The following is a 22,422-nucleotide window of genomic DNA, read 5'->3' on the forward strand; positions in this document are numbered from 1 at the left end:
GAACATCCTATTGGAGCTTCTTAGAGGAGTCTCTAACCTTCGCGCATTTTCCATTGGAGCTTTAGAAAATCTTGATCCAATCAACATTCGATTTATCCAATTTTATAAGCATTTATTATATTGAAGAAAGAAAGAGGATATCTACATGGCAGGATCAATTCTCTTCATTTCCTTCACTTCATGCCTATAAGAATACTATTTAATTAATTATGTGACAAGCAACTTGATGATTTTGCTCGGATATTTTTAATTCAGGTGCTTGTGTTTTACAAATATCAATCGCAAAAGGGCATCTTGTGTGAAAACGACAGCCGCTTGGAGGATTGATTGGAGAAGGTACATCTCCTGTTAAAATGATTCTTTCTCTTTGATGTACCGGGTTCGGTACTGGAATAGCAGATAATAGGGCACGTGTATAAGGATGCTGCGGATTTTCGAATATCGATTTTTTATCGGCAATCTCAACAATTTTTCCTAAATACATTACCATTACCCGATCAGAAATATGTCTTACTACACCTAAATCATGTGAGATAAAAAGAAAGGTAAGTGAGAATTTTTTCTGTAACGATTTTAATAAGTTTAATACTTGAGCTTGGATCGAAACATCTAGAGCAGAAACTGCTTCATCACAAATGATTAGTTTTGGATCAACTGCAAGTGCACGTGCAATTCCGACACGCTGACGTTGACCACCACTAAATTCATGAGGATATCGCTCCATAGCTTCTGGTCTTAACCCGACATGTCCTAATAATTCCTCAATTCTAGCTTTACGCTCTTCTTTTGGAACGACATTTTGAATGGCTAATGCTTCACCTAAAATTTGTCCAATTGTTTGTCTAGGGTTAAGTGAGGCAAACGGATCTTGGAAGATTACTTGTAGATCTTTTCTTATTTTACGCATTTCTTTTTTTCCTAAGCTTAATAAATCTTTTTCCTTAAAATGAATGCTTCCACTTGTAGGCTCGTCCAATCTTAGAATGGCTCTACCAGTAGTAGACTTACCACAACCAGATTCTCCAACTATACTTAAAGTTTCTCCCTCGTAAATGTGGAAGCTAATATCATCTACAGCTTTTACGTGATCAACCGTTCTTCCTAAAATACCACCTTTAATTGGAAAGTATTGTTTTAAATGATCTACATTAAGTAGTATTTTTTTATCCACTAGTTGTAATGCCATTATTCAATCCCTACTTTCTCTTTGATGGTATGATCTGTTTCCCATTGTGATGTGTACATCCAACAACTGACTTCAGTATTTTTGTCGAGTGTTTGTAAATCTGGTACTGATTCATGACACATTGGCTTTGCATGTGCACAGCGTGGTGCAAAACTACAGCCCTTAGGCATATTGAATGGACTAGGTACAGTACCAGGAATTGTTGTTAATTCATCTTGATCCATATCAAGACGTGGAAGGGAGTTTAATAACCCGATTGTATATGGGTGCTTAGGGTTATTATAAAGTTCTTTTGCTGATGTATATTCAACAATTCTTCCAGCGTACATGACAGCTACTCGATCGCAAGTCTCATAAACGACGCCTAAATCATGCGTGATTAAGATTACAGCTGTACCTAAATCCTTTTGAAGTGATTTAATTAATTCCAGAATTTGAGCTTGAATTGTCACATCAAGAGCGGTAGTTGGTTCATCTGCGATTAGCACTTCTGGATGACAAGCAAGTGCCATTGCGATCATAACCCTTTGTCTCATTCCACCACTAAGTTCATGTGGTTCTTGCTTTGCACGTTTTTCAGGAGAAGGGATCCCTACAAGTCGTAGCATTTCAACTGCTTTATCCCAAGCTTCCTTTTTACTTAATTTTTGGTGAAGACGAATCGCTTCTGCAATTTGTTCGCCGGCTGAATAAACTGGGTTTAAAGATGTCATTGGCTCTTGAAAGATCATTGAAATTTCATTACCACGAATAGAACGCATTTGTTTTTCAGTTTTTGCTAGTAAGTCTTCACCTTTAAAAAGAATACTACCACCAGTTATTTTTCCTGGAGGAGAGGGGATTAATCGTAAAAGGGATAATGATGTAATACTTTTACCACTTCCAGATTCTCCTACTATTCCAAGTGTTTCACCTTTTTTTAATTTAAAGCTAATTCCATTAACTGCTTTACTTATTCCATCATCTGTATAAAAGTAGGTTTGTAGATTTTTAACCTCAAGAATTGTTTCATCAAATTGTTTTTTCATAGTAGTACCTCCTTAATTCAAGTCAACTCGTTTATTAAAGTAACGGTAGAGAATATCAACAGCTAGATTCATAAATACAAAGATAACCGAAGCGATTAATACGCCACCTTGAACCATAGGTAAATCTCTTGTTCTAATTGCATCAACAATTAATCTACCAAGTCCATTAATTGCAAAAACTGACTCTGTTAAAACGGTACCACCAAGTAATGCACCAAACTGAAGTCCAACAACAGTTATTACAGGAATAAGAGCATTCTTTAAACCATGTTTATAGATAATGACATGCTCTTTTAATCCTTTTGCTCTTGCTGTACGCATATAGTCTTGACGAACAACTTCAAGCATACTTGACCTAGTCATTCTAGCTACTATTGCCGCACCACCTGCACCTAATGTTAATGCTGGTAGTACCATATGTTTAAACGTTCCCCAGCCAGCAACTGGGAATATATGAAGATTAACTGAAAAGAAGTAGATCAGCATTAAACCAAACCAGAAACTTGGTAAAGAGATTCCTAGTAAAGCGACAATCATAATTGTAATATCAGCCGCGGAGTACTGTTTAGTCGCTGATATAATTCCTGCTAGCATACCAAGTACAACTGTAATGAAAATACTAGCCAGTGCAAGTTCAATTGTAATCGGCAAACGAATCATAATCTCATCTAATACTGGACGATTATTTCGAAGCGATTCACCAAAATCTCCTTGAAGTACATGAACAACATAGTCGAAATACTGAATAATGACAGGGCGATCAAGTCCAAGTTGATGACGAATCATTTCGATTGTTTGTTTCGTAGCACCTTCTCCAGCAAGTAGTGTTGCTGGATCACCAGGAACCATCTGCATAATTAAAAAAACGACTAAACTTACACCAAGTAAAACCGGAATAGTTTGTATAATTCTTCTGACAATAAATAGAAACATTTACTTTCCTCCTTATTTTTTCATTCTTGGATCAAGAGCATCTCTTAGTCCATCTCCGAAAATATTAAATCCCAATACAAGTGTTGAAATCGCAATACCCGGAAATAAGGCAATGTGAGGTGCTGTAAATAAGTAATCACGTCCACTGCTTAACATCGCTCCCCATTCTGGTGATGGAGGCTGAGCACCTAATCCTAGATATGATAAGCCTGCTGCTGAAAGAATAGCTGTAGCCAGTTTTAACGTAGCTTGGACAATTATTGGTGAAAGAATATTCGGAAAAATATGTTTGAAAATAATTGTTGAATCAGTTGCACCTAATGCACGAATTGCGTCTATATACTCAAGTTTTCTGACGGATAACGTAGATCCTCTAACGATTCGTGCAAACGTTGGGATTGAAAAGATACCGACAGCAACCATTACATTAATTAGACTAGGACCTAGTGCACTAATAATCGCAAGTGCTAGTAAAATACCTGGAAATGCTAGTAAAACATCAACAACCCTCATAATGATCGTGTCAACCCATTTTCCGTAATAACCTGCAATTAACCCGAGCGTGATTCCGAAAATTGCTCCAAATAAGACAGATACGAAACCAACAGAAATTGAAAGTCGACTTCCATAAATGATTCTACTTAAAATATCTCTTCCTTTATCATCTGTTCCCATCCAATGTTCTAGCGATGGAGTTTGCAGTTTGTTCATTAAATCAATCGCAAAAGGATCCTTCGGCGAAATGAGTGGTGCTAAAAAAGCTACTAAAATATAAAAAAGTACGATATATCCACCAACTAGTGCCAATTTATTTTTTTTAAACTTCTTATAAAATACTTTCCATCTTTTTAGTTTTTGAGATTCTTTTTTTTCTAATTTGATTTCATTGTTATTCAATACAATCTCTGTTTTCATATTTTTTCCCCCTTTTCTTTGTTTAAATTTATTCAAAATTGGAATTGAAGTAAATATAATGCGGAAAAGCAGTAAAGATAATTAAAAAACGAGTAAAGATTCTGAAAATATAAAATTTTATTTTTTTTTATAATTTGAATAAGCCTACGTAATAAAGAAAAATGGTGAACAAGAGATCATAGGGAAAGTATTAAGAGGAGGAAGAAAACAATGAAGAGAAAGACAGCTGGAGTATTATTTGCATCATTATTAACAGTTTCTACTGCGCTTGCAGGTTGTACATCTGACCAAACAAGCAGTAGTGCAACAGGAACAAAGGCAAAAGCAGGAGGAACTTTGGTCGTAGCTAGATTATCTGATGCGACTACATTGGATCCACATTTTATTACTGATATACCATCAGCAAACGTTGTTTATGAAAAGGTATATGAAACATTAGTAGAACCAGATAAAAATATGGAGCCACAACCTCTTTTAGCAACAGAATGGAAGCAAGTAGATAATGTGACTTGGGAGTTCAAATTACGACAAGGCGTTAAGTTCCAGGATGGATCACCATTTAATGCAGATGCAGTTAAAACAAATTTTGATCGAGTACTTGACCCAAAAACAGCATCACCTCAAGCTGGTAAATTTGAAATGATAAAAGAAGTTAAAGTCGTAGACGATTCAACTGTTCAATTTATTTTGAAATACCCATACGCTCCACTTTTATCAATTTTAATGAGTAATGAAGGAGATATTATTAGTCCAAAATCGATTAAAGAAAACAGTGATAAAATTGGACGAAATCCAGTTGGAACTGGTCCTTATGTATTTAAATCGTGGAAATCAGGAGAAGAAATTAAAATTGAAAAAAATAAAGATTACTGGGGTAATAAACCTAAAATTGATGGTGTAATCTTTAAAGTAGTTCCTGAAGATGCTACAAGACTAGCAATGATTGAAACTGGTGAAGCACATGTAACTGATCAAGTGCCTGTAACAGAAATCGATCGAATTGAAGCTTCTGACACAATGGATTTATACCGTACAGATGGACTAGCTGTTGAATATTTAAGCTTCAATACAAAGAAAAAACCATTTAATGATGTTCGTGTTCGTCAAGCAATTGCACATGCAATTGAAGTAGATTCAATTATTAAAGGTGTCTATAACGATGTTGGAACAAAAGCAAATTCAACAATGAGTCCAAAAGTATTTGGATATGACCCAAATCTTAAAGGATATGACTACGATATTAATGAATCTAAAAAGCTATTAAAAGAAGCCGGAATTAAGGACGGCCTATCATTTACGCTTACAACTAGTGACCGTAAAGAAAGAATAAATATGGCTGAAGTTATTCAATCTCAATTAAAAGGTATTGGTATTAATGTGAAAATCCAAGTTCTTGAATACGGAGCTTATATTGATGCAATTGCAAAAGGTGAGCATCAAGTTTCGATTGGTGGATGGGGAAATGCTACTGGTGATGGCGACTATAACCAATTTAACTTATTTGATAGTAAATCCCAAGGTGCAGCAGGAAATAGTTCTTTCTATAGTAACCCAGAAGTTGATAAATTAATTGAATCAGCTCGTCAAGAAGCGGATAGTGAAAAACGTAAAGAACTTTATGCTCAAGCACAAGAAATTGAAAACAAAGATGTACCATATGTACCTATTCGTAACTATGAGCACTTAGCAGTTACTGCCTCATCAGTTAAAGGACTTTGGTTAAACCCAGCAAGTTATTTAATGCTTGATGATGTAACAGTGAAATAAAATTTTAGAACTTTGTCTACAAACTGACAGCATAATCGTATTATGCTGTTTTTTTGAGAATATCACAAATTGATGAAAATCAGACTAAAGAATAGGAGGAGAAAAAATGATTGATTTGCTTTTAGTTAATGGAACTGTTATCACAATGGACACAGAAAGAAGAATTATCGAAAATGCCTCCGTTGCTATTCACAATGGGAGAATACTAGATATTGATCTTACCGAAAACTTGAAAACTAAGTATGAGGCGAAAAAAGTTATTGATTGTAGTCATCAGTGTATTTTACCTGGATTAATAGATGTTCATGGTCATGGTGGACATTCAATGTTTAAAACAATCGCGATGGAGAATATCGATTTTTGGATGCCGATTATGACGAATACGTATAAGCATTATGTAACGGATGATTTTTGGTATTACGAAGGAAAGCTGTCAGCACTTGAACGACTGAAAGCAGGCATAACAACAGGGGTTAGTGTTTTAGGCTCAGTACCAAGATCTGATGATCCAATATTTGCAATAAACCATGCAAAAGCTTACAACGAAGTAGGAGTTCGTGAAGTAGTATGTACAGGTCCGTGTAACCCACCATGGCCACATTCATTTAGTAGATGGGTTGATGGGAAAAGAATTGAGAAAGAAGTTACTTATGAAGATGTGCTAAAAGGGGCAGAAGCTGTTATCGAGGCATTAAATCACGCAAATGATGATCGAACAAGAGCCTTTATTACGCCATTTGTTATTGTAACGTCTGTTGATCCTTCCTATCCGACTTCTCCAGATCGACTATACGGGTTAACAAAGCATGATCTTTATCAAGCTAAAAAAATAAGAGAGATTGCTAGGAAATATAATACAAGAATTCATTCAGATGCATTTGGTGGAATGATTCATTTAGCCATTCAAGATAAAGAAAATGCGCTATTAGGTCCTGATGTCCATCTTCAGCATTGTCGAGGCATATCATTTGATGAAGCCAAAATATTAGCTGAAACTGGTACAAACATAAGTGCTTCTCCAGGTTTTGGACAAGTTAATGCACGTACACCAATTACAGAATTAATTGAAATGGGCGCAACTGTTGCGATTTCTACAGATGGTACCTCACCATCTACGAGCTTTGATTTATTCCAAGCAATGAGGAAGACACAGTTTGTACATCAAGCAGCTCTTAGAGACTATTACTATCTACCACCAGGTAAGCTTTTAGAAATGGTAACAATTGATGCAGCAAAATGTATAGGTTGGGATGATGAAATCGGTTCACTTGAAATTTGGAAAAAAGCAGATGTCATCACAGTTAATCTTCATCAACCACATTTGACTCCAGAGTATATGGATGTGCATCGATTAGTATTTCAAGCTGTAGCAAATGATGTAGACCATGTGATTGTTGATGGAAAACTTATTATGGAAGGCAGAAATGTAAATACCGTTCATGAAAGCACAGTTTTAAATGAAGCAAATGAAGAAGCTTTTGCAACGATAAAACGCGCTGGATTAGAAAAATATATGCAACCTACAAAGTATTTCTGGGGACATGCTCGTGCCTATGTTGACGAGATGAGATATGTTGAAAAATAAAATAAAATTTTCAAATTCGAAGGGAGAAAAAATGAAAACGAAGCTAAAGGGAAGATATGTAATTGGTTTTGACGGAAGTGAACATGTCATATTGGAAAATGCAGAGATTGTATATGAAAAAGATACAATTTTGTTTGCTGGAAAAAAATATACAGAAGAAGTAGATCAAGTAATTGACGTTGGAAATGCGATCCTTAGTCCTGGTTTTATTGATTTAAATGCATTAGGAGACATTGACCATGATATTTTGCATTTAGAAGCGAAATCAAATAAACAAAAAAATCTCCTTTGGTCTGAGGAGTTTATAAAAAATGGGCATCATGAGCTAATGAGTGAGGAGGAAGAAGCATTTAAATCTTTATATGCATATTCGCAGCTTATTTTAAATGGAATTACTACTGCTATGCCGATTACATCCGTTTTTTACAAAAATTGGGCGGAAACTTTTGAAGAGTTAGAAGCAGCCGCGAATCATGCAGGAAAACTAGGATTGAGAATTTACCTTGGACCAAGCTATCAGGCTGGAATTAGAGTAGTCGAACCAGATGGAAACATCAAAATTCATTGGGATGAAAAAGCAGGCGAGGAAGGATTAGAAAGAGCAGTAAAGTTTGTTGAAACCTTTGACGGTGCATTTGATGGATTGGTCAGAGGGATGCTAGCTCCAGAAAGAATCGAATCACAGACTGAAGAAATTTTGATAAAAACAAAATATTACAGTGACAAATTAAACGTTCCAATCAAGCTCCATGCCGCGCAAGGAAGTTTTGAATTTAATACAATCTTAAAAGAACACGGAGTTACACCAATTAAGTATTTATATAATCTTGGATTCTTAGGTCCAAATACTGGAATACCACACGCTCATTTTGTATCGGGCTATAGTGGAGCGAATTACAATATTGATAATGACATTTCACTTCTGAAAGAAACAAATACTACTGTTATCCATTGTCCACTTATTATAGGAAGACATGGAGAAGGGCTTGAATCATATGCAAAATATAGAAAAGAAGGAATCAATATTGCATTAGGTACTGATACTTTCCCTCCAGATATTTTTCAAAATGTACGTACTGGTAGTATGCTTTCTAGACTTGTAGAAAAAGAAGTTGAAGGATCTACATACGCTGATTTCTTCAATTCTATCACTCTAGGGGCAGCGGCATTTCTAAATCGTGAAGATTTAGGTCGCATTGCCGTCGGAGCGAAGGCGGATATCATTGCGATTGATTTAGATGGATTCCATATGGGTGTTATTGATGATCCAATTCGAACAATGTTTGTAAGTGGTTCAGGTAGAGATGTAAAACTATCCATTATAAATGGAAGAATTGTGATGCAAGATCAAGTAATTCCTAATCTTGATATGGAGGTATTAAAACAAAAAGGACAAGTGTATTTTAATAAGATGAGAAGAGGATATATGGAAAGAGATTACGAACAACTTCCTGAAAATGAGCTATTTCCACCATCTTTTAAAAGGCTTGAATCAATTAAAGAACTAGAAGTAAAGTCAAATAATTAAAAAATAAGTAAAGAAACTGAAAAAACAGGTAAAGATAATCAAAAATAATTATCAGAATATTTTATATAATTAGATAAATATTTGTAAGACAACTTTAAACAGGGAGGCAGTGCCATTGAAACGAAAATCGGGAATAGGTAAATGTTTTCTAGTATTATTTTCTGCTATCACAATTACAGGATGTTCATCTAATCAAGACGTAGGTACGAAAGCAAATGGACAAGCAAATGATTCCAAAGGAGGAAGCACGCTAGTAATCGCTCGGTTATCAGATGCCGAAAATTTAGATCAGCAATTTATGTCTACAATAAATGCTGCGAGTGTTACCCATCATAAAATTTATGAAGGTCTAGTGCAGCGAGATAGTAATAACGAAATTCAACCAATGCTAGCAGAGTCATGGAATCAAATCAATGATAAAACTTGGGAATTTAAACTACGACATGATGTAAAGTTTCACGATGGTACACCATTTAATGCAGAGGCTGTAAAGAAAACTTTTGATCGTTTATTAGATCCTAAAGTTGCTTCACCAAGAGCTGTTGTATTCAAAATGGTAAAAGAAGTTAAAGTAGTCGACGAATATACAGTCCAATTTATTTTAAGTGAGCCATTCTCACCACTTCTTTCAATTTTAGCAAATCATGAAGGTGGAATTATAAGTCCTAAAACAATTGATAAATATGGTAAGAACATTATTCAAGAACCAAACGGAACAGGTCCTTTTAAATTTAAATCATGGTCTCCTGGTCAGGATATTATACTAGTTAAAAATGAAAATTACTGGGGGAAAAAACCAAAGATTGACAAGGTTGACTTCAAGGTTGTCCCAGAAGACTCAACAAGAATTTCAATGATTGAAACAGGAGAAGCTCAAATTGCAGAGCCACTCCCAATAGCAGTTATGAAACAAGTTGAATCATCCTCGGCTATGGAAGTGTACCGAAGTGAAGGATACGGAACAGAGTATATCGGATTCAATGTAACGAAAAAACCGTTTAATGACGTACGTGTACGTAAAGCAATCGCTCATGCTGTTGAAATGGATTCGATTATAAAAGGTGTATATAACAATGTTGGTAAAAAAGCGAATTCAGCAATGGGCTCAAAAGTATTCGGATACGATGAGCAATTAAAAGCATACAATTACAACTTAAAAGAAGCGAAGAAACTATTAACAGAAGCAGGATATCCAAATGGATTTGATGCAACGATCCTAACGATGGATAGTAAAGAACGAGTAAATTTAGCGGAAGTTATTCAATCACAATTAAAAGGAATTGGCATTAATTTAAAAGTACAAGTGATGGAATACGGATTGTTCGTTGAAAAAGTTAATAAAGGTCAATCAGAAATGTTTATTATTAGCTGGAGAAACGCAACTGGAGATGCTGATTACAACCAGTACAATCTATTCCACTCAGACTCACGCGGCGCTGCCGGAAACACATTCTTCTATAGCAATCCAAAAGTTGATGACTTAATTAATGCTGGAAGAAAAGAAAAAGACGAAGCAAAACGTAAAGAAATTTACGCTAAAGCACAAGAAATTGAAATGGATGATTCACCTTATATTCCTGTAAGAGTAATCGAAAATGTCGCTGCAATCTCGAAAAATATAAAAGGCTTCTCAATCAGCCCTTCAGGCTATTTAGAGATTAACGATGTAACGGTTAAATAATCTGATTTTTCTGCAAGTGAAGGTTCATCCTGATTTAGGGGTGGGCTTTCTTTCTTGTAGAAGTATAACTAAAACTTACTCGGAACAGGTTCATGAGGGAGCAAAACAGGAAAAAAATGAAAATAGCTTCCTCATAAAAGGTTCATTAGGAAGTAAAACAGGAAAAATGTGAAACTAACTTCCTCATAGAGGGTTCATGAGGAAGTAAAACAGGAAAAATGTGAAACTAACTTCCTTATAGAGGGTTCATGAGTAAGTAAACCAGGAAAAATGTGAAACTAACTTACTCATAGAGGGTTCATGAGTAAGTAAACCAGGAAAAATGTGAAACTAACTTACTCGTAAAGGGATCATGAGGAAGTAAACCAGGAAAAATGTGAAACTAACTTCCTCATAGAGGGTTCATGAGGAAGTAAAACAGGAAAAAAATGAAAATAGCTACTCATAAAGGGTTCATGAGTAAGGATAATAGTGTCTTAAAGATAATCTTTTTCGTGATGAATAAGTTGTTTAGAACGGATGTTGCTCGACTCCTATAGGAGATGCGGAAACCTGAGACCCCATAGGCTCAAGAATCATGCCCCAAGGAAAGCGAGCATCCCGTAGCAACAACACTAGTAATGAAATAGTAATTAGTAAAAATACCTTAAAAATATGTAAACATACTAAAATCAAAATATTTCAAACAGACTTATAATTAAAAAAGAATCAAAATTTAATGTGGGATGGAAGGGTGAGTATATTGTCAAAATCGTATTGGTTAACAAATGTGAGTCTGGAAAATGGTTTTACTTATAATGACAATGAAGTGATCAACGGAACTGCAACTGGAAAGTACAATGTTAAAATTGAAAATGGAAAAATTGCTTCGATTCAATTAGTTAGTGATTTAATTACGGATCAATTGTCTCAATATGATGTGCAAGGCCTTCTTATGGTTCCTTCATTTAAAGAAATGCATATTCATATTGATAAAACTTATTATGGTGGACCATGGAAAGCGTGTATGCCAGCAACAAATGGTGTAAAAACACGTATTGAAGAAGAGCAAATTTTATTACCAAAATTATTACCAACTGCGAAAGAAAGAGCAGAAAAGATGCTAGATCTATTATTAAGTTATGGTACGACTCACATTCGTACACATTGTAATATTGATCCAGTTATTGGATTAAAAAACTTAGAAGCAACGCTGCAAGCTTTAGAAGGATATAAAGATAAATTAACTCATGAAATTGTTGCATTTCCACAACACGGACTATTAAGAAGTCACTCTGTTGAACTAGTAAGAGAAGCGATGAAATATGGAGCAAATCTAGTAGGTGGAGTTGATCCAGCTTCTATCGATGAAAACATCGAACGTTCTCTTGAGACGATTATGGAGATCGCAGTTGAATCAAATTCTGATATCGATGTTCATTTACATGACCCAGATCATCTTGGATTATTTACAATGCAAAGATTAGCAACATTAACTGAAAAAGCAGGATGGCAAGGAAGAGTTACAGTAAGTCATGCAAGTGGTTTAGCAGATCTTTCTGTTCCAGATGCTACTGCGATTGCTGAGAGATTTGCTGATTTAGGGATTTCAATTACTTCTACGGTTCCAATTTTTAGAACAATTCCAATTCCTTTATTAAGTGAAAAAGGTGTAAAAGTTGAACTAGGTAATGACAGCATTACAGATCATTGGACGCCATTTGGAATTGGAGATAATCTTGAAAAAGTTGGACGACTTGCTGAAAGATTTAGATATATAGAAGAAAAAACACTTGCTAATAGTCTTGGATTTATTACAGGCGGAGTAACTCCTTTAAATAATGAAGGTGAAAAAGCATGGCCAAATGTAGGAGATGAAGCAAATATCGTACTTGTAGAAGCAACTTGCTCAGCTGAAGCAGTTGCGAGACGAGCAAAACGAGCTGCAGTTATTTTTAAAGGTAATGTTGTAAGTGGTTCAATTTCAAATCTTGAATCAACAACAGTTTAAGTTTTATTAAAGAGAGTGATGAGATGAATCAATCATATTGGCTTAAGAATGTAAAACTTGATAGCGGATTTGTATTTGAAGATGGAAAAATTGATCGTACTGAGACTACTCTTTACAATTTACTAATTAATGATGGGAAAATTGAACAATTACAATTGGCTAATTTACCATTACAAACAGATCTACCAGTCCAGGACGCAAAAAATTTACTGGCTTTACCTGCGTTTAAAGAAATGCATAATCATTTAGATAAGACTTATCTTGGAATTCCATGGAAGGCTTGTATTCCAGCTGCAAATTTAGTAGAGAGATTAAATTTAGAAGCAGCCGAACTTGTTGAACTAGCTGAAACAGGTCAACATCGTGCTGAACAAATGCTTCATCTATTATTAAAAGGTGGAGCAACCCATGTTCGATCACATGTTAATATTGATCCGTATATTGGCTTGAAAAATTTAGAAGAAATTCAAAAAGCACTTTATACGTATAAAGATAAAATGACCCACGAAATTGTTGCTTTTCCTCAGCATGGATTACTTCGCACAAATAGTAAATCATTTATGAAAACAGCGATGAGAGAGGGAGCAACGATTGTCGGAGGATTAGATCCTGGTGGTATTGATCAAAATATTGAACTTTCATTATTTGAAATGGTTGATCTAGCAGTACAGTTTGATGCTGATATAGATATTCATATACATGACCCAGGCCATCTTGGTTTTTATACAATACAAAAACTAGTTTCATTTATTGAACAAGCTGGTTGGAAAAATCGGGTAGCAGTCAGTCATGCATTTGCGCTAGGTGACGTACCGCAAAATGAATCAGTTGAAATGGCTAGCAAACTAGCAAGCTTAGGCGTATCGATTATGTCGACTGTTCCGATTAACAGAGTAATGCCACCTGTTGATTTACTCCATTCAAAAGGTGTTCAGGTTGCTTTAGGTTGTGATGGATTCTATGATTCCTGGTCTCCACATGGAACAGGGGATATGTTAGAAAAAGCTGGAAGATTAGCTGAGAGATACAATTGGAAAGATGAATACGGGCTATCTCAAACATTGCAATTTATAACTGGTGGTATAAAGACTCTTGATGAAGAGGGTAATCTGTTATGGCCAAAGGTTGGAGATGACGCAAGTATGGTTTTAGTAGATGCATCATGTTCTGCAGAGGCTGTAGCAAGACGTGCAAAACGTGCTGCTGTAATTGCTGGTGGAAATATTGTTTATGGTGGACTGAATTACGAATCAGTTTTGAAATAAAGTAATAATTGATTAAAAGAAGGGGTGAAATTCATGAAATCTAGCTATTGGTTAAAAAATGCTCGATTAGAAATTGGGTTTGAAAAAGAAGACGGCAAAGTGGTCGGTACTGCTACTGAATTATTTCATCTTTTTATTGAAAATGGAAAGATCACTCGAATAACAAAAGAAGAAACGGATATTACTAGTGAATTTACTGTTCAAGATGCAGACGGTTTACTAGTTTTACCTTCATTTATTGAAAAGCATGTTCATCTTGATAAAACGTTAATGGGTGATGTATGGAGAGCGTGTACTCCAACTTCTAGTGTGATCGAACGATTTGAATATGAAAAAATGGCCTTACCGACGATTGCTTCAAGTACGAAGGAACGTGCAGAAGCATTACTTGAAATCCTTTTAGCTTCAGGATCTACACATGTGAGAACGCATGTTGATATTTATCCAGAGGTTGGAATAAGAAATTTAGAGCAAGTCGAACAAGCATTAACTAACTATTCGAACCGACTTAGCTCTGAAGTTGTTGCATTTGCTCAGCATGGATTATTAAGATCAAATGCGTTCAATTATGTGAGAGAAGCATTAAGAAATGGAGCAGGAATTGTTGGCTCAGTTGACCCTGCTATTGTAGACCAAAATATTGAAGAGTCACTATATCAACTTTATAATTTAGCAGTTGAAGCTGATGCAGATATTGATATACATTTACACGATCCTGGTCATTTAGGCTCATTTACGATGAAGCGCATAGTAGAATTTACTAAACAAGCAGGCTGGGAAGGAAGAGTAGCAATCAGTCATGCATTTGGGATAGGAGATATCCAAAGGGAAGAAGCGTTTGACCTGGCAAACAGCTTTAGAGACGCTGGAATTTCGATTGTCACAAGTGTACCTATTAATAGACAAATGCCTCCTGTGGATTTACTAAATGAACGCGGAGTCGAGGTAGCTGTGGGTAATGATAATATTTTTGATGTTTGGTCTCCACATGGAACAGGTGATATTCTTGAAAGAGCGGGAAGACTAGCTGAACGCTTTAGATGGATTGATGAAGTATCACTAGCGCAAACATTAAAATATATTACAGGTGGAAAAACTCCATTAGATATTGAAGGAAATCAAGTATGGCCAAAAATAGGTGATTCTGCAAATCTAGTTTTAGTTGAAGCAGGCTGTTCGGCAGAGGCTGTTGCTAGACGCGCAAATCGAAAAGCAGTAATTTATAATGGGAAGATCGTTAGTGGTTCCTTAAGTGAAGAAAGATTGATTCGTAAATAAATAGAGCAATTAGAAAGAATAGGATAGGAAAAAGTTAAGTGGCCTTTTAGTTAAACCCACTTAGCTAAGATTAAAAAAGGATGCCAAAAAAGCCTCCCCAAGGAAAATAAACATCCAAACATAGACTTTATACTACCTATCCTGTCCGGAAAAATATGAACAAGGCTTTGTAAAAAGCCTAAAATATTAGAAGAAAAAGGAACTCTAGAATGATCTAGATTTCCTTTTTCATTTTTTCACATTAAGAATGGTTAAATTGGGAACTAGGAAGATTGTTCGACGTCGTATAAAGGGTCGTCAGTCGACGAGTTTTCTTTAAAATAATTCGAGAAAGCAGGCTGTAAAATGGTTCGTTCTTACCTGTTATTACTTTTTTGTGTAATCTGTTGGGGAAGTAATTTTATTTTTGGCTCAATACTAGTAAAAGAGTTTTCACCAATATTATTGTCAGCGTTAAGATTGTGCTTTATATTACTATTTATGGCTTTCTATGCATTAATGAAGAAAAAGTGGAAAAAGATTAAGAAAAAAGATTGGTTTATGATTATTTTATTAGGATTAATTGGTACTTGTATTAATCAATGGTCATTTTATTCCGCTTTAGAAACAACCCATCCAACAACTTCAGCATTAATACTTGCGCTTGCTCCTCTTACTACATCTTTTTTAGCTTCAATATTTTTAAAGGAAAGACTAACAAAAGGTTTTGTATTAGGTTCAATTATAGCTTTTATAGGTGTCTTTTTTGTCATTACAAACGGACAAAAGGTTCAAATTACAATTGGCTTGATTTGGATTTTTCTAACGATGCTCACGTTTTCAATTTCAATCATTATGATTAAAAAGCTAACGGAAAACTATGAATCGACCACGATTACGCTTTATTCGAATTTTATCGGTTTTGGAGGTTTATTACCGATTGCGCTTTTTTCAGAAACCACTGCGGCGTTGAGTAAGGAAGTGATGCCTTGGATCCTTTTAATTGTAACAGCAATTGTTATGCATGGGATTTGTACTTTAATTTGGAATCATCAAATTCAAATTGTCGGAGCATCAAAAGCGGCTATGTTTCTAAACTTAGAACCATTTGTTGCAATGCTAGTTGGATTGATTGTTTTAAAAAATAATATTACTTCATCTCAACTTTTCGGTGGAGCACTCATTATTATTGGTGTTTTTCTTTCAACTTCATTAAAATGGAGAAAGACGATTAATGACCCAGTCTATATAAAAGACACGAAGAATTTTTAAGCAAGAGGAGGAGGAAACTATGAAAAACGTGAGAGTTTCTACTACTCTTTTTTCATCGGTTCAATGGCTATTTTTTATTTTTGCGAATACGATTGTAGTCCCCATATCAATAGGAGCTGCATTTCATTTGCCTTCAGATGTTATTGAAAGTACGATCAGAAGTTCATTAATCTTTACTGGTATTGCATCCGTTTTACAAGGATGGATTGGTCATAAATATCCGGTCATGGAGGGGCATTCTGGTTTATTATGGGGAGTTATGCTGAACTTAGGATTATCAGCCTCTGCTTTTGGGTTAAGTTATACAGAAATTGGAGGAGGAATGGCAACAGGATTTATTGCTGCAGGTATTGTTACATTACTTTTATCAGCATTCAATTTGATTTCATTTCTTCAAAAAATCTTTACCCCAATGGTTATGACAGTTTATTTATTTTTACTTTCATTTCAGCTCATATTTGTATTCTTTAAAGGAATGCTTGGAATTACGAGTAAAGGTGAAATCAGTATATCGGTTAGTATACTTTCTTTATGTATCGTATTATTTGTTAGTATTTTAAAATTAAAAGGTTCTCGTATTATCAGCAATTTTTCAATATTAATTGGCATTATCGTAGGGTGGTTATTCTACTCGATTTTATTTGGATCAGATGCAAAAGAAGTAGGGGCAGCAAGTGCGCATTTTTCTTTATTCCCTTTAGGAGCACCAAATTTAGAAATAGGTATAATTGCGATTTCATTTTTTGCTGGAATTATGAATTTAAGTAATACATTTGCATCAATTAAAGCTGCGTCTGATTTATTAAAGGAAGAAGCGAGTACAAATCAATACCGTTTTTCACTATTTTTCACAGGTAGCTTCACAATTATTGCTGCATTATTTGGAATTGTCCCATATACACCATTTACATCTTCACTTGGATTTTTGCAAAGTACACAAATATATGAAAGGAAACCATTTATCTATGGGGGGACTCTGCTAGCAATAATTGGCGTACTACCACCATTAATTTCATTTTTAGCAACTATGCCTGTAACAGTTGGAAATGCGGTATTATTTGTTGCATATCTTCAATTGTTTGGAACAGCATTTAGTAGTACTAATGGAAAAGTATTTACATCAGATACAATTTTTAGACTGGCAGCCCCAGTATTAGTAGGGGTAAGCTTAATGAATATTGCTCCTGGTACATTTGGAAATCTACCAATGATTGTTCAACCATTTTTAACAAATGGACTGATTATGGGCGTAATTCTTTCAATTTTATTAGAGAAGTCAATTAACTGGAATCAGTTTGAGAAGGTAAAAGGATAAAAAATGGCTCGAGGAAAATATGACCGAGCCTATTTAAGTGCGGTATTACTTCTAATCGCTCGTTCCAATTAGATTAAACACCCTTTTGCAACTAACGCATTTGATAATTGAACAAATGATAGACTGTCTTTAATTGGATGGAAAATCGGAGACGTGAGTTATTCACGTCTCTATTTTTTGTTAAAATAGTTTCACTTCTAAAATCTATTTTATTCTAGGTTTTCCAGTTGAACGTCTAACAATTAAATGAGGTTTAATTGTAGTTGATACAGGATTAATTTGTTTTTCTTTATTTTCAATTAAATTAATTAGATGTTCCATAGCGAGATTTCCTAGAGATTGACTTAAATGAGTTCCCACTGTTGTTAATTGAATAGATGCATGGGCAGAAAACTCGATATTGTCAATTGCACCAATGCTGATATCTTCCGGTACCTTAAATCCTTTACTAAGTAGGAAATCCATACATGTTAAAGCGATTGCATCTGTGGCAGCGACAATGGCTGTTGGATATTCTATACCTGAAAATAACTCTTTACAGGCTTGTACGATGGATTCTACACTTGTATCGGTTGTTTTTATCCACTCTTCGCGAACCGCTACTTTATGTCTACTAGTCTCCATTTTATATCCTTCTAAGCGACCATAAAAAGTAGAGGCTTGTAGCGGTCCACCTATATAGGCTATATTCTTATGCCCTATTTCTATCATATGATCTGTAATTAGTTCACCGGCTTTTATGTTATCAATCTCAAAATAGTTTGTTCCACGCGAATGCTTTCGATTGAACGTCACATACGGTTTGCCTTCCAAACTTTCTAAGATGGGAAAAATAGAATCATTCAATAAAATAGAGGACATTATGATTCCATCAACAGGGGCACTTAAAACTTGGTTGTAAAGCATTTTATCGTTATCTATTTTATGGAAATAAACGAGCACGTTATATCCGTTTCTTGCTGCAATAGTTACAATTCCGCGAGTAGATTCTTCATAAAATGGATCGTGACTATGTCCTGTGATTAACGCAATCATGTTGGTTTTTTTTTTCACGAGATTTCTAGCAATCATATTAGGATGGTAATTTAATTCTTTAATTGCTCTCTCTACTTTCGCTACTGTAGATTGTTTGATATTTTTAGAACCATTTAATACGCGAGAAACAGTAGATTGAGAGACTCCAGCTAACCTCGCAACATCGTGGGATGAAACCAAATAAATCACTCCAAGCTCATAGAATATAAAATTGAAATAATAGTGAATTAATTTTAAAAAAGCAATGAATACGGCTGATGTACGAATTCCTCTTACTCCCAAAAACAAAATAAACTGTGGAAGATTTAAGAGACTTTTCCTCATTATAGCAAATAAAAAAGAATTTGATTAGGATTTTTATGAGAATTAACGTGTTTTTTTGACTACGTATTCATAAAAAGAGAATGAATACAGAATTATTATTTAGATTAAATCTCCAAATATATTGGTGAAAAAGGATTCAATCGGATGTATTCTTACAGAAATCACCATAATTTGCAATGATACTTTGATAATTAGGAAATTTTTTTAGGTTTTTTAGTCGGAAGGTAAATATTTACAAAATGCTAAATAGTAAAAATTGTTTGACACTTATTTATTTGGAAGTTTATTATTAATACGTATTCATAAATTAGGAGGGAAACATGAAACAGAATCTTTGGGTTAACGGACTACATATGGAAACAGAACATTATTCAGAATTACTTTCTCCCTATTCAAGTGAAAAGATTGCAGACATTTCAATAGCGAATAAAGAGCAAACTCAAAAAGCAATACAAGCAGCTTATGATGCTAAAGAAGTAATGGCTAAAATGGCTGCTCATCAACGAGCAGCCATTTTAGAGAAAGTTTCGCAACTTCTTGAAGAAAATTTAGAAGAAGCGGCGAAAGTAATTGCTCTTGAATCGGCTAAACCGCTTATCTTCGCTAAAGCGGAAGTAATAAGAACGATTGAAACTTATAAATTTGCATCAGAAGAAGCTAAACGAATTCATGGAGAAACAATCCCCTTTGATGCGGCAGTTAGTGGTGTCGGAAAAATAGGCTACACCGTCCGAAATCCAATTGGTGTTATTGGAGCTATTACTCCATTTAATTTTCCCATGAATTTAGTTGCACATAAAGTGGGACCTGCTATAGCTTCAGGGAATACCGTAGTATTAAAGCCAGCTTCACAAACGCCACTTTCTGCATTTTATGTAGCTGACTTATTCAAAAAGGCAGGTCTACCTGACGGTGCGTTAAATATTGTCACGGGACCAGGTGGAGTGGTAGGTGACGCTATTGTAGAAAGTGATCAAGTTAGTATGGTGACTTTTACAGGAAGCTCTTCAGTTGGAATTGCACTTCGGGCGAAGGCAGGGCTTAAGAAAACAACTCTTGAACTAGGTTCAAATGCAGCATTAATCATTGATGAGGGCATTGATGTAAAGAAGACTATTGATCGTTGCTTAATGGGTGCATTTTCTAACCAAGGACAAGTATGCATCTCTTTACAGCGTATATATGTACACGAAAAAATCTATGATGAGTTTGTTTCGCAGTTTGCAAAAGCGGCTAGCAAACTTAAACTAGGTGACCCTCTAAATCCTGAAACATATGTTTCATCTCTTATTTCACCGAATGATTTAGATCGTGCTTTAAGCTGGATCGAAGAAGCAAAAGCACAGGGTGCGACTATTGCATCTGGTGGCAAAGCACAAGGTAATATCCTCGAACCGACAGTTATTTTAGATGTAACGAGTAACATGAAGGTATCGTGTAATGAAGTTTTTGCTCCAATTGTTTCAATTTGTAAAGTATCATCAGTAAACGAAGCAATCGATGCTGTGAATGATTCCCGATATGGGCTGCAAGCTGGAATATACACAAATAATGTTTCCAATGCACTGAAAGCAGCGGACGAATTGCATGTTGGTGGAGTGGTTATTAATGATGTCCCAACGTTCCGTGTTGATCAAATGCCATATGGCGGCGTAAAAGAAAGTGGAACAGGACGTGAAGGATTGAAATATGCAATTGAAGAGATGACTGAAATGAAACTGGTTATATGGCATAAAGGATAAATCACATGCAACGACTAAAATGATATTAATTTTTTTAGTATATCGCTTAGCTTTATTGTTTTTTTTATACGGTATACGTTTTTGGACTTATTTATCGGTTCTCATACTAAAGTTTGAAATGAGGGTATAGGTAATTATAAATAATGTCATGCTTTACCCCTAATTAAAAAAGATACAGTATTTGAAAAAGCAACTATCAAAGAGAAATTATTATAAAAATGGAGGAATCAAAAGATGGGTAAGCAACTAACCTCAAAAGAATGGCAAGAAAAACGCGATAAATATGTAGTAAAAGGAGTTAGTAATGGAAATCGAGCAATCGCTGTAAAAGGCAAAGGAGCGACACTATACGATTTGGAAGGAAAGAAGTTTATTGACTTCGGTGCGGCGATCGGAACAATTAACGTGGGGCATTCACATCCAAAAGTAGTAGCAGCTATACAAGAACAAGCAGAAAAGGTCATTCATCCTGGTTTCAACGTCATTATGTACCCGTCATACATAGAAATTTGTGAAAAATTGTGTGAAGTATCACCAGGAAATTTTGCGAAAAAAGCAATTTTACTAAACAGTGGTGCTGAAGCAGTTGAGAACGCTGTGAAAATCGCAAGAAAATATACAAAACGCCAAGCAGTTGTCACATTTACTCGCGGATTCCACGGCCGTACATTAATGACGATGACAATGACGAGTAAAGTAAAACCATATAAACTTGGTTTTGGTCCATTTGCACCAGAAGTATATCAAGCACCATATCCATATATGTATCGTAAGCCAAATGGCATGACTGATGAACAATACGAAGCAGATGTGATTGCACAGTTTGATCAATTTTTTGTGGCAACAGTTGCACCAGAGACTGTGGCGTGTATTGTTATGGAGCCGATTCAAGGAGAAGGTGGATTTGTTATACCACCAAAATCATTTGTAAAACATGTGCGTGAATTTTGTTCAAAACATGGTATTTTGATGGTTGCTGATGAAATTCAAACAGGTTTCGCAAGAACAGGAAAATTGTTTGCGATGGAGCATTTTGATATTGCAGCTGATCTTATGACTGCTTCTAAATCTATCGCAGGTGGTATGCCACTAAGTGCTGTTATCGGTAAGGCAGAAATAATGGATATGGCAGATCCTGGTGAATTAGGTGGAACATACTGTGGAAATCCACTTGCTTGTGAAGCAGCATTAGCAGTATTAGAAGTTATTGAAGAAGAACAATTATGTGAAAAAGCAAAATGGATTGGAGAAGTGCTTGAGAGCCAAGTGAGAAAATGGCAAGAAAAGTACAACTTCATTGGAGAATTCCGCGGTCTTGGCGCAATGTGTGCAGTAGAGATTGTAACAGATCAAAAATCAAAAACACCGAATAAAGAACTTACTACAAAAATTGCAAAAGCAGCAAACGAAGCTGGGCTTCTATTACTTACTGCAGGTCTAGATGGAAATATCATTCGTTTTTTAAGCCCATTAGTGATAACAGAAGAGGAGCTTAGCGAAGGTCTTGCCATTTTAGAAAACGTTTTAGAAAACGTATTAGTTTATTGTTAAAATTTTGTTGAAACTTAAACGTTCAATTGTTTTCATATGTTCAAACTT

16 protein-coding genes are annotated in these 22,422 nt (G+C 35.2%); 11 read left to right on the forward strand and 5 right to left on the reverse strand.

The features are described 5' to 3' along the window. Positions 1-199: 199 nt before the first annotated feature. Genes COJ46_RS09135 through nikC form a run of 4 tightly spaced genes read right to left on the reverse strand, consistent with a single transcriptional unit; the run spans position 200 to position 4,062 of the window. Complete coding sequence (locus COJ46_RS09135; protein ID WP_097978138.1) at positions 200-1,186, reverse strand: ABC transporter ATP-binding protein; 987 nt, start codon at positions 1,184-1,186, stop codon at positions 200-202. Further along, positions 1,186-2,214 (reverse strand): ABC transporter ATP-binding protein, encoded by a 1,029-nt coding sequence (locus COJ46_RS09140; protein ID WP_097978137.1) that lies wholly within the window; start codon positions 2,212-2,214, stop codon positions 1,186-1,188. The genes COJ46_RS09135 and COJ46_RS09140 overlap by 1 nt, the downstream gene beginning before the upstream one ends. A 12-nt stretch (positions 2,215-2,226) precedes the next feature. Then, positions 2,227-3,147 (reverse strand): ABC transporter permease, encoded by a 921-nt coding sequence (locus tag COJ46_RS09145; protein WP_025569271.1) that lies wholly within the window; start codon positions 3,145-3,147, stop codon positions 2,227-2,229. A 12-nt stretch (positions 3,148-3,159) separates the two neighbouring features. Beyond that, positions 3,160-4,062, reverse strand: coding sequence for a nickel transporter permease (nikC, locus tag COJ46_RS09150; protein ID WP_097978136.1), 903 nt, complete (start codon positions 4,060-4,062; stop codon positions 3,160-3,162). 210 nt (positions 4,063-4,272) lie between these two features. On the opposite strand from nikC, the gene COJ46_RS09155 reads away from it, so the two are divergent. The 9 genes from COJ46_RS09155 (at position 4,273) to COJ46_RS09195 (ending at position 17,722) form a co-directional block, all read left to right on the forward strand. Then, positions 4,273-5,829, forward strand: a complete 1,557-nt coding sequence (locus tag COJ46_RS09155) for a glutathione ABC transporter substrate-binding protein (RefSeq protein ID WP_097978135.1) — start codon at positions 4,273-4,275, stop codon at positions 5,827-5,829. 106 nt (positions 5,830-5,935) lie between these two features. Next, entirely contained in the window at positions 5,936-7,414 is a 1,479-nt protein-coding gene (locus tag COJ46_RS09160) for an amidohydrolase family protein (RefSeq protein WP_098565849.1), read from the forward strand. A gap of 31 nt (positions 7,415-7,445) precedes the next feature. Beyond that, positions 7,446-8,942, forward strand: a complete 1,497-nt coding sequence (locus COJ46_RS09165; RefSeq protein ID WP_097978183.1) for an amidohydrolase family protein — start codon at positions 7,446-7,448, stop codon at positions 8,940-8,942. Positions 8,943-9,057: 115 nt separating this feature from the next. Beyond that, positions 9,058-10,623: a glutathione ABC transporter substrate-binding protein gene (locus COJ46_RS09170; RefSeq protein WP_097978133.1), complete on the forward strand. Its 1,566-nt coding sequence runs from the start codon at positions 9,058-9,060 to the stop codon at positions 10,621-10,623. Positions 10,624-11,341: 718 nt separating this feature from the next. Continuing rightward, a complete protein-coding gene (locus COJ46_RS09175; protein WP_420488313.1) occupies positions 11,342-12,613 on the forward strand; it encodes an amidohydrolase family protein in 1,272 nt (423 codons plus the stop codon). Positions 12,614-12,636: 23 nt separating this feature from the next. Then, positions 12,637-13,878: an amidohydrolase gene (locus COJ46_RS09180; RefSeq protein ID WP_097978131.1), complete on the forward strand. Its 1,242-nt coding sequence runs from the start codon at positions 12,637-12,639 to the stop codon at positions 13,876-13,878. A 33-nt stretch (positions 13,879-13,911) separates the two neighbouring features. Further along, entirely contained in the window at positions 13,912-15,156 is a 1,245-nt protein-coding gene (locus COJ46_RS09185; protein WP_098565850.1) for an amidohydrolase, read from the forward strand. Between the two features lie 345 nt (positions 15,157-15,501). Continuing rightward, positions 15,502-16,407 (forward strand): DMT family transporter, encoded by a 906-nt coding sequence (locus COJ46_RS09190; RefSeq protein ID WP_097978129.1) that lies wholly within the window; start codon positions 15,502-15,504, stop codon positions 16,405-16,407. 19 nt (positions 16,408-16,426) lie between these two features. Then, the gene (locus COJ46_RS09195; RefSeq protein ID WP_097978128.1) at positions 16,427-17,722 is read left to right on the forward strand and encodes a uracil/xanthine transporter; all 1,296 of its coding nucleotides are present in this window, start codon (positions 16,427-16,429) and stop codon (positions 17,720-17,722) included. Positions 17,723-17,926: 204 nt separating this feature from the next. Here the strand turns inward: COJ46_RS09195 and COJ46_RS09200 are convergent, their stop codons facing one another. Beyond that, positions 17,927-18,937, reverse strand: a complete 1,011-nt coding sequence (locus COJ46_RS09200; protein ID WP_176522625.1) for a LacI family DNA-binding transcriptional regulator — start codon at positions 18,935-18,937, stop codon at positions 17,927-17,929. Positions 18,938-19,401: 464 nt separating this feature from the next. On the opposite strand from COJ46_RS09200, the gene COJ46_RS09205 reads away from it, so the two are divergent. Continuing rightward, the gene (locus COJ46_RS09205) at positions 19,402-20,823 is read left to right on the forward strand and encodes an aldehyde dehydrogenase family protein (protein WP_097978126.1); all 1,422 of its coding nucleotides are present in this window, start codon (positions 19,402-19,404) and stop codon (positions 20,821-20,823) included. Between the two features lie 234 nt (positions 20,824-21,057). Continuing rightward, on the forward strand, positions 21,058-22,374 hold the full coding sequence (gene gabT / locus COJ46_RS09210; protein ID WP_097978125.1) for a 4-aminobutyrate--2-oxoglutarate transaminase: 1,317 nt from the start codon (positions 21,058-21,060) through the stop codon (positions 22,372-22,374). Positions 22,375-22,422: the final 48 nt, after the last annotated feature.

The organism is Bacillus sp. AFS077874, assembly GCF_002566505.1.
Taxonomy (GTDB): domain Bacteria; phylum Bacillota; class Bacilli; order Bacillales; family Bacillaceae_G; genus Gottfriedia.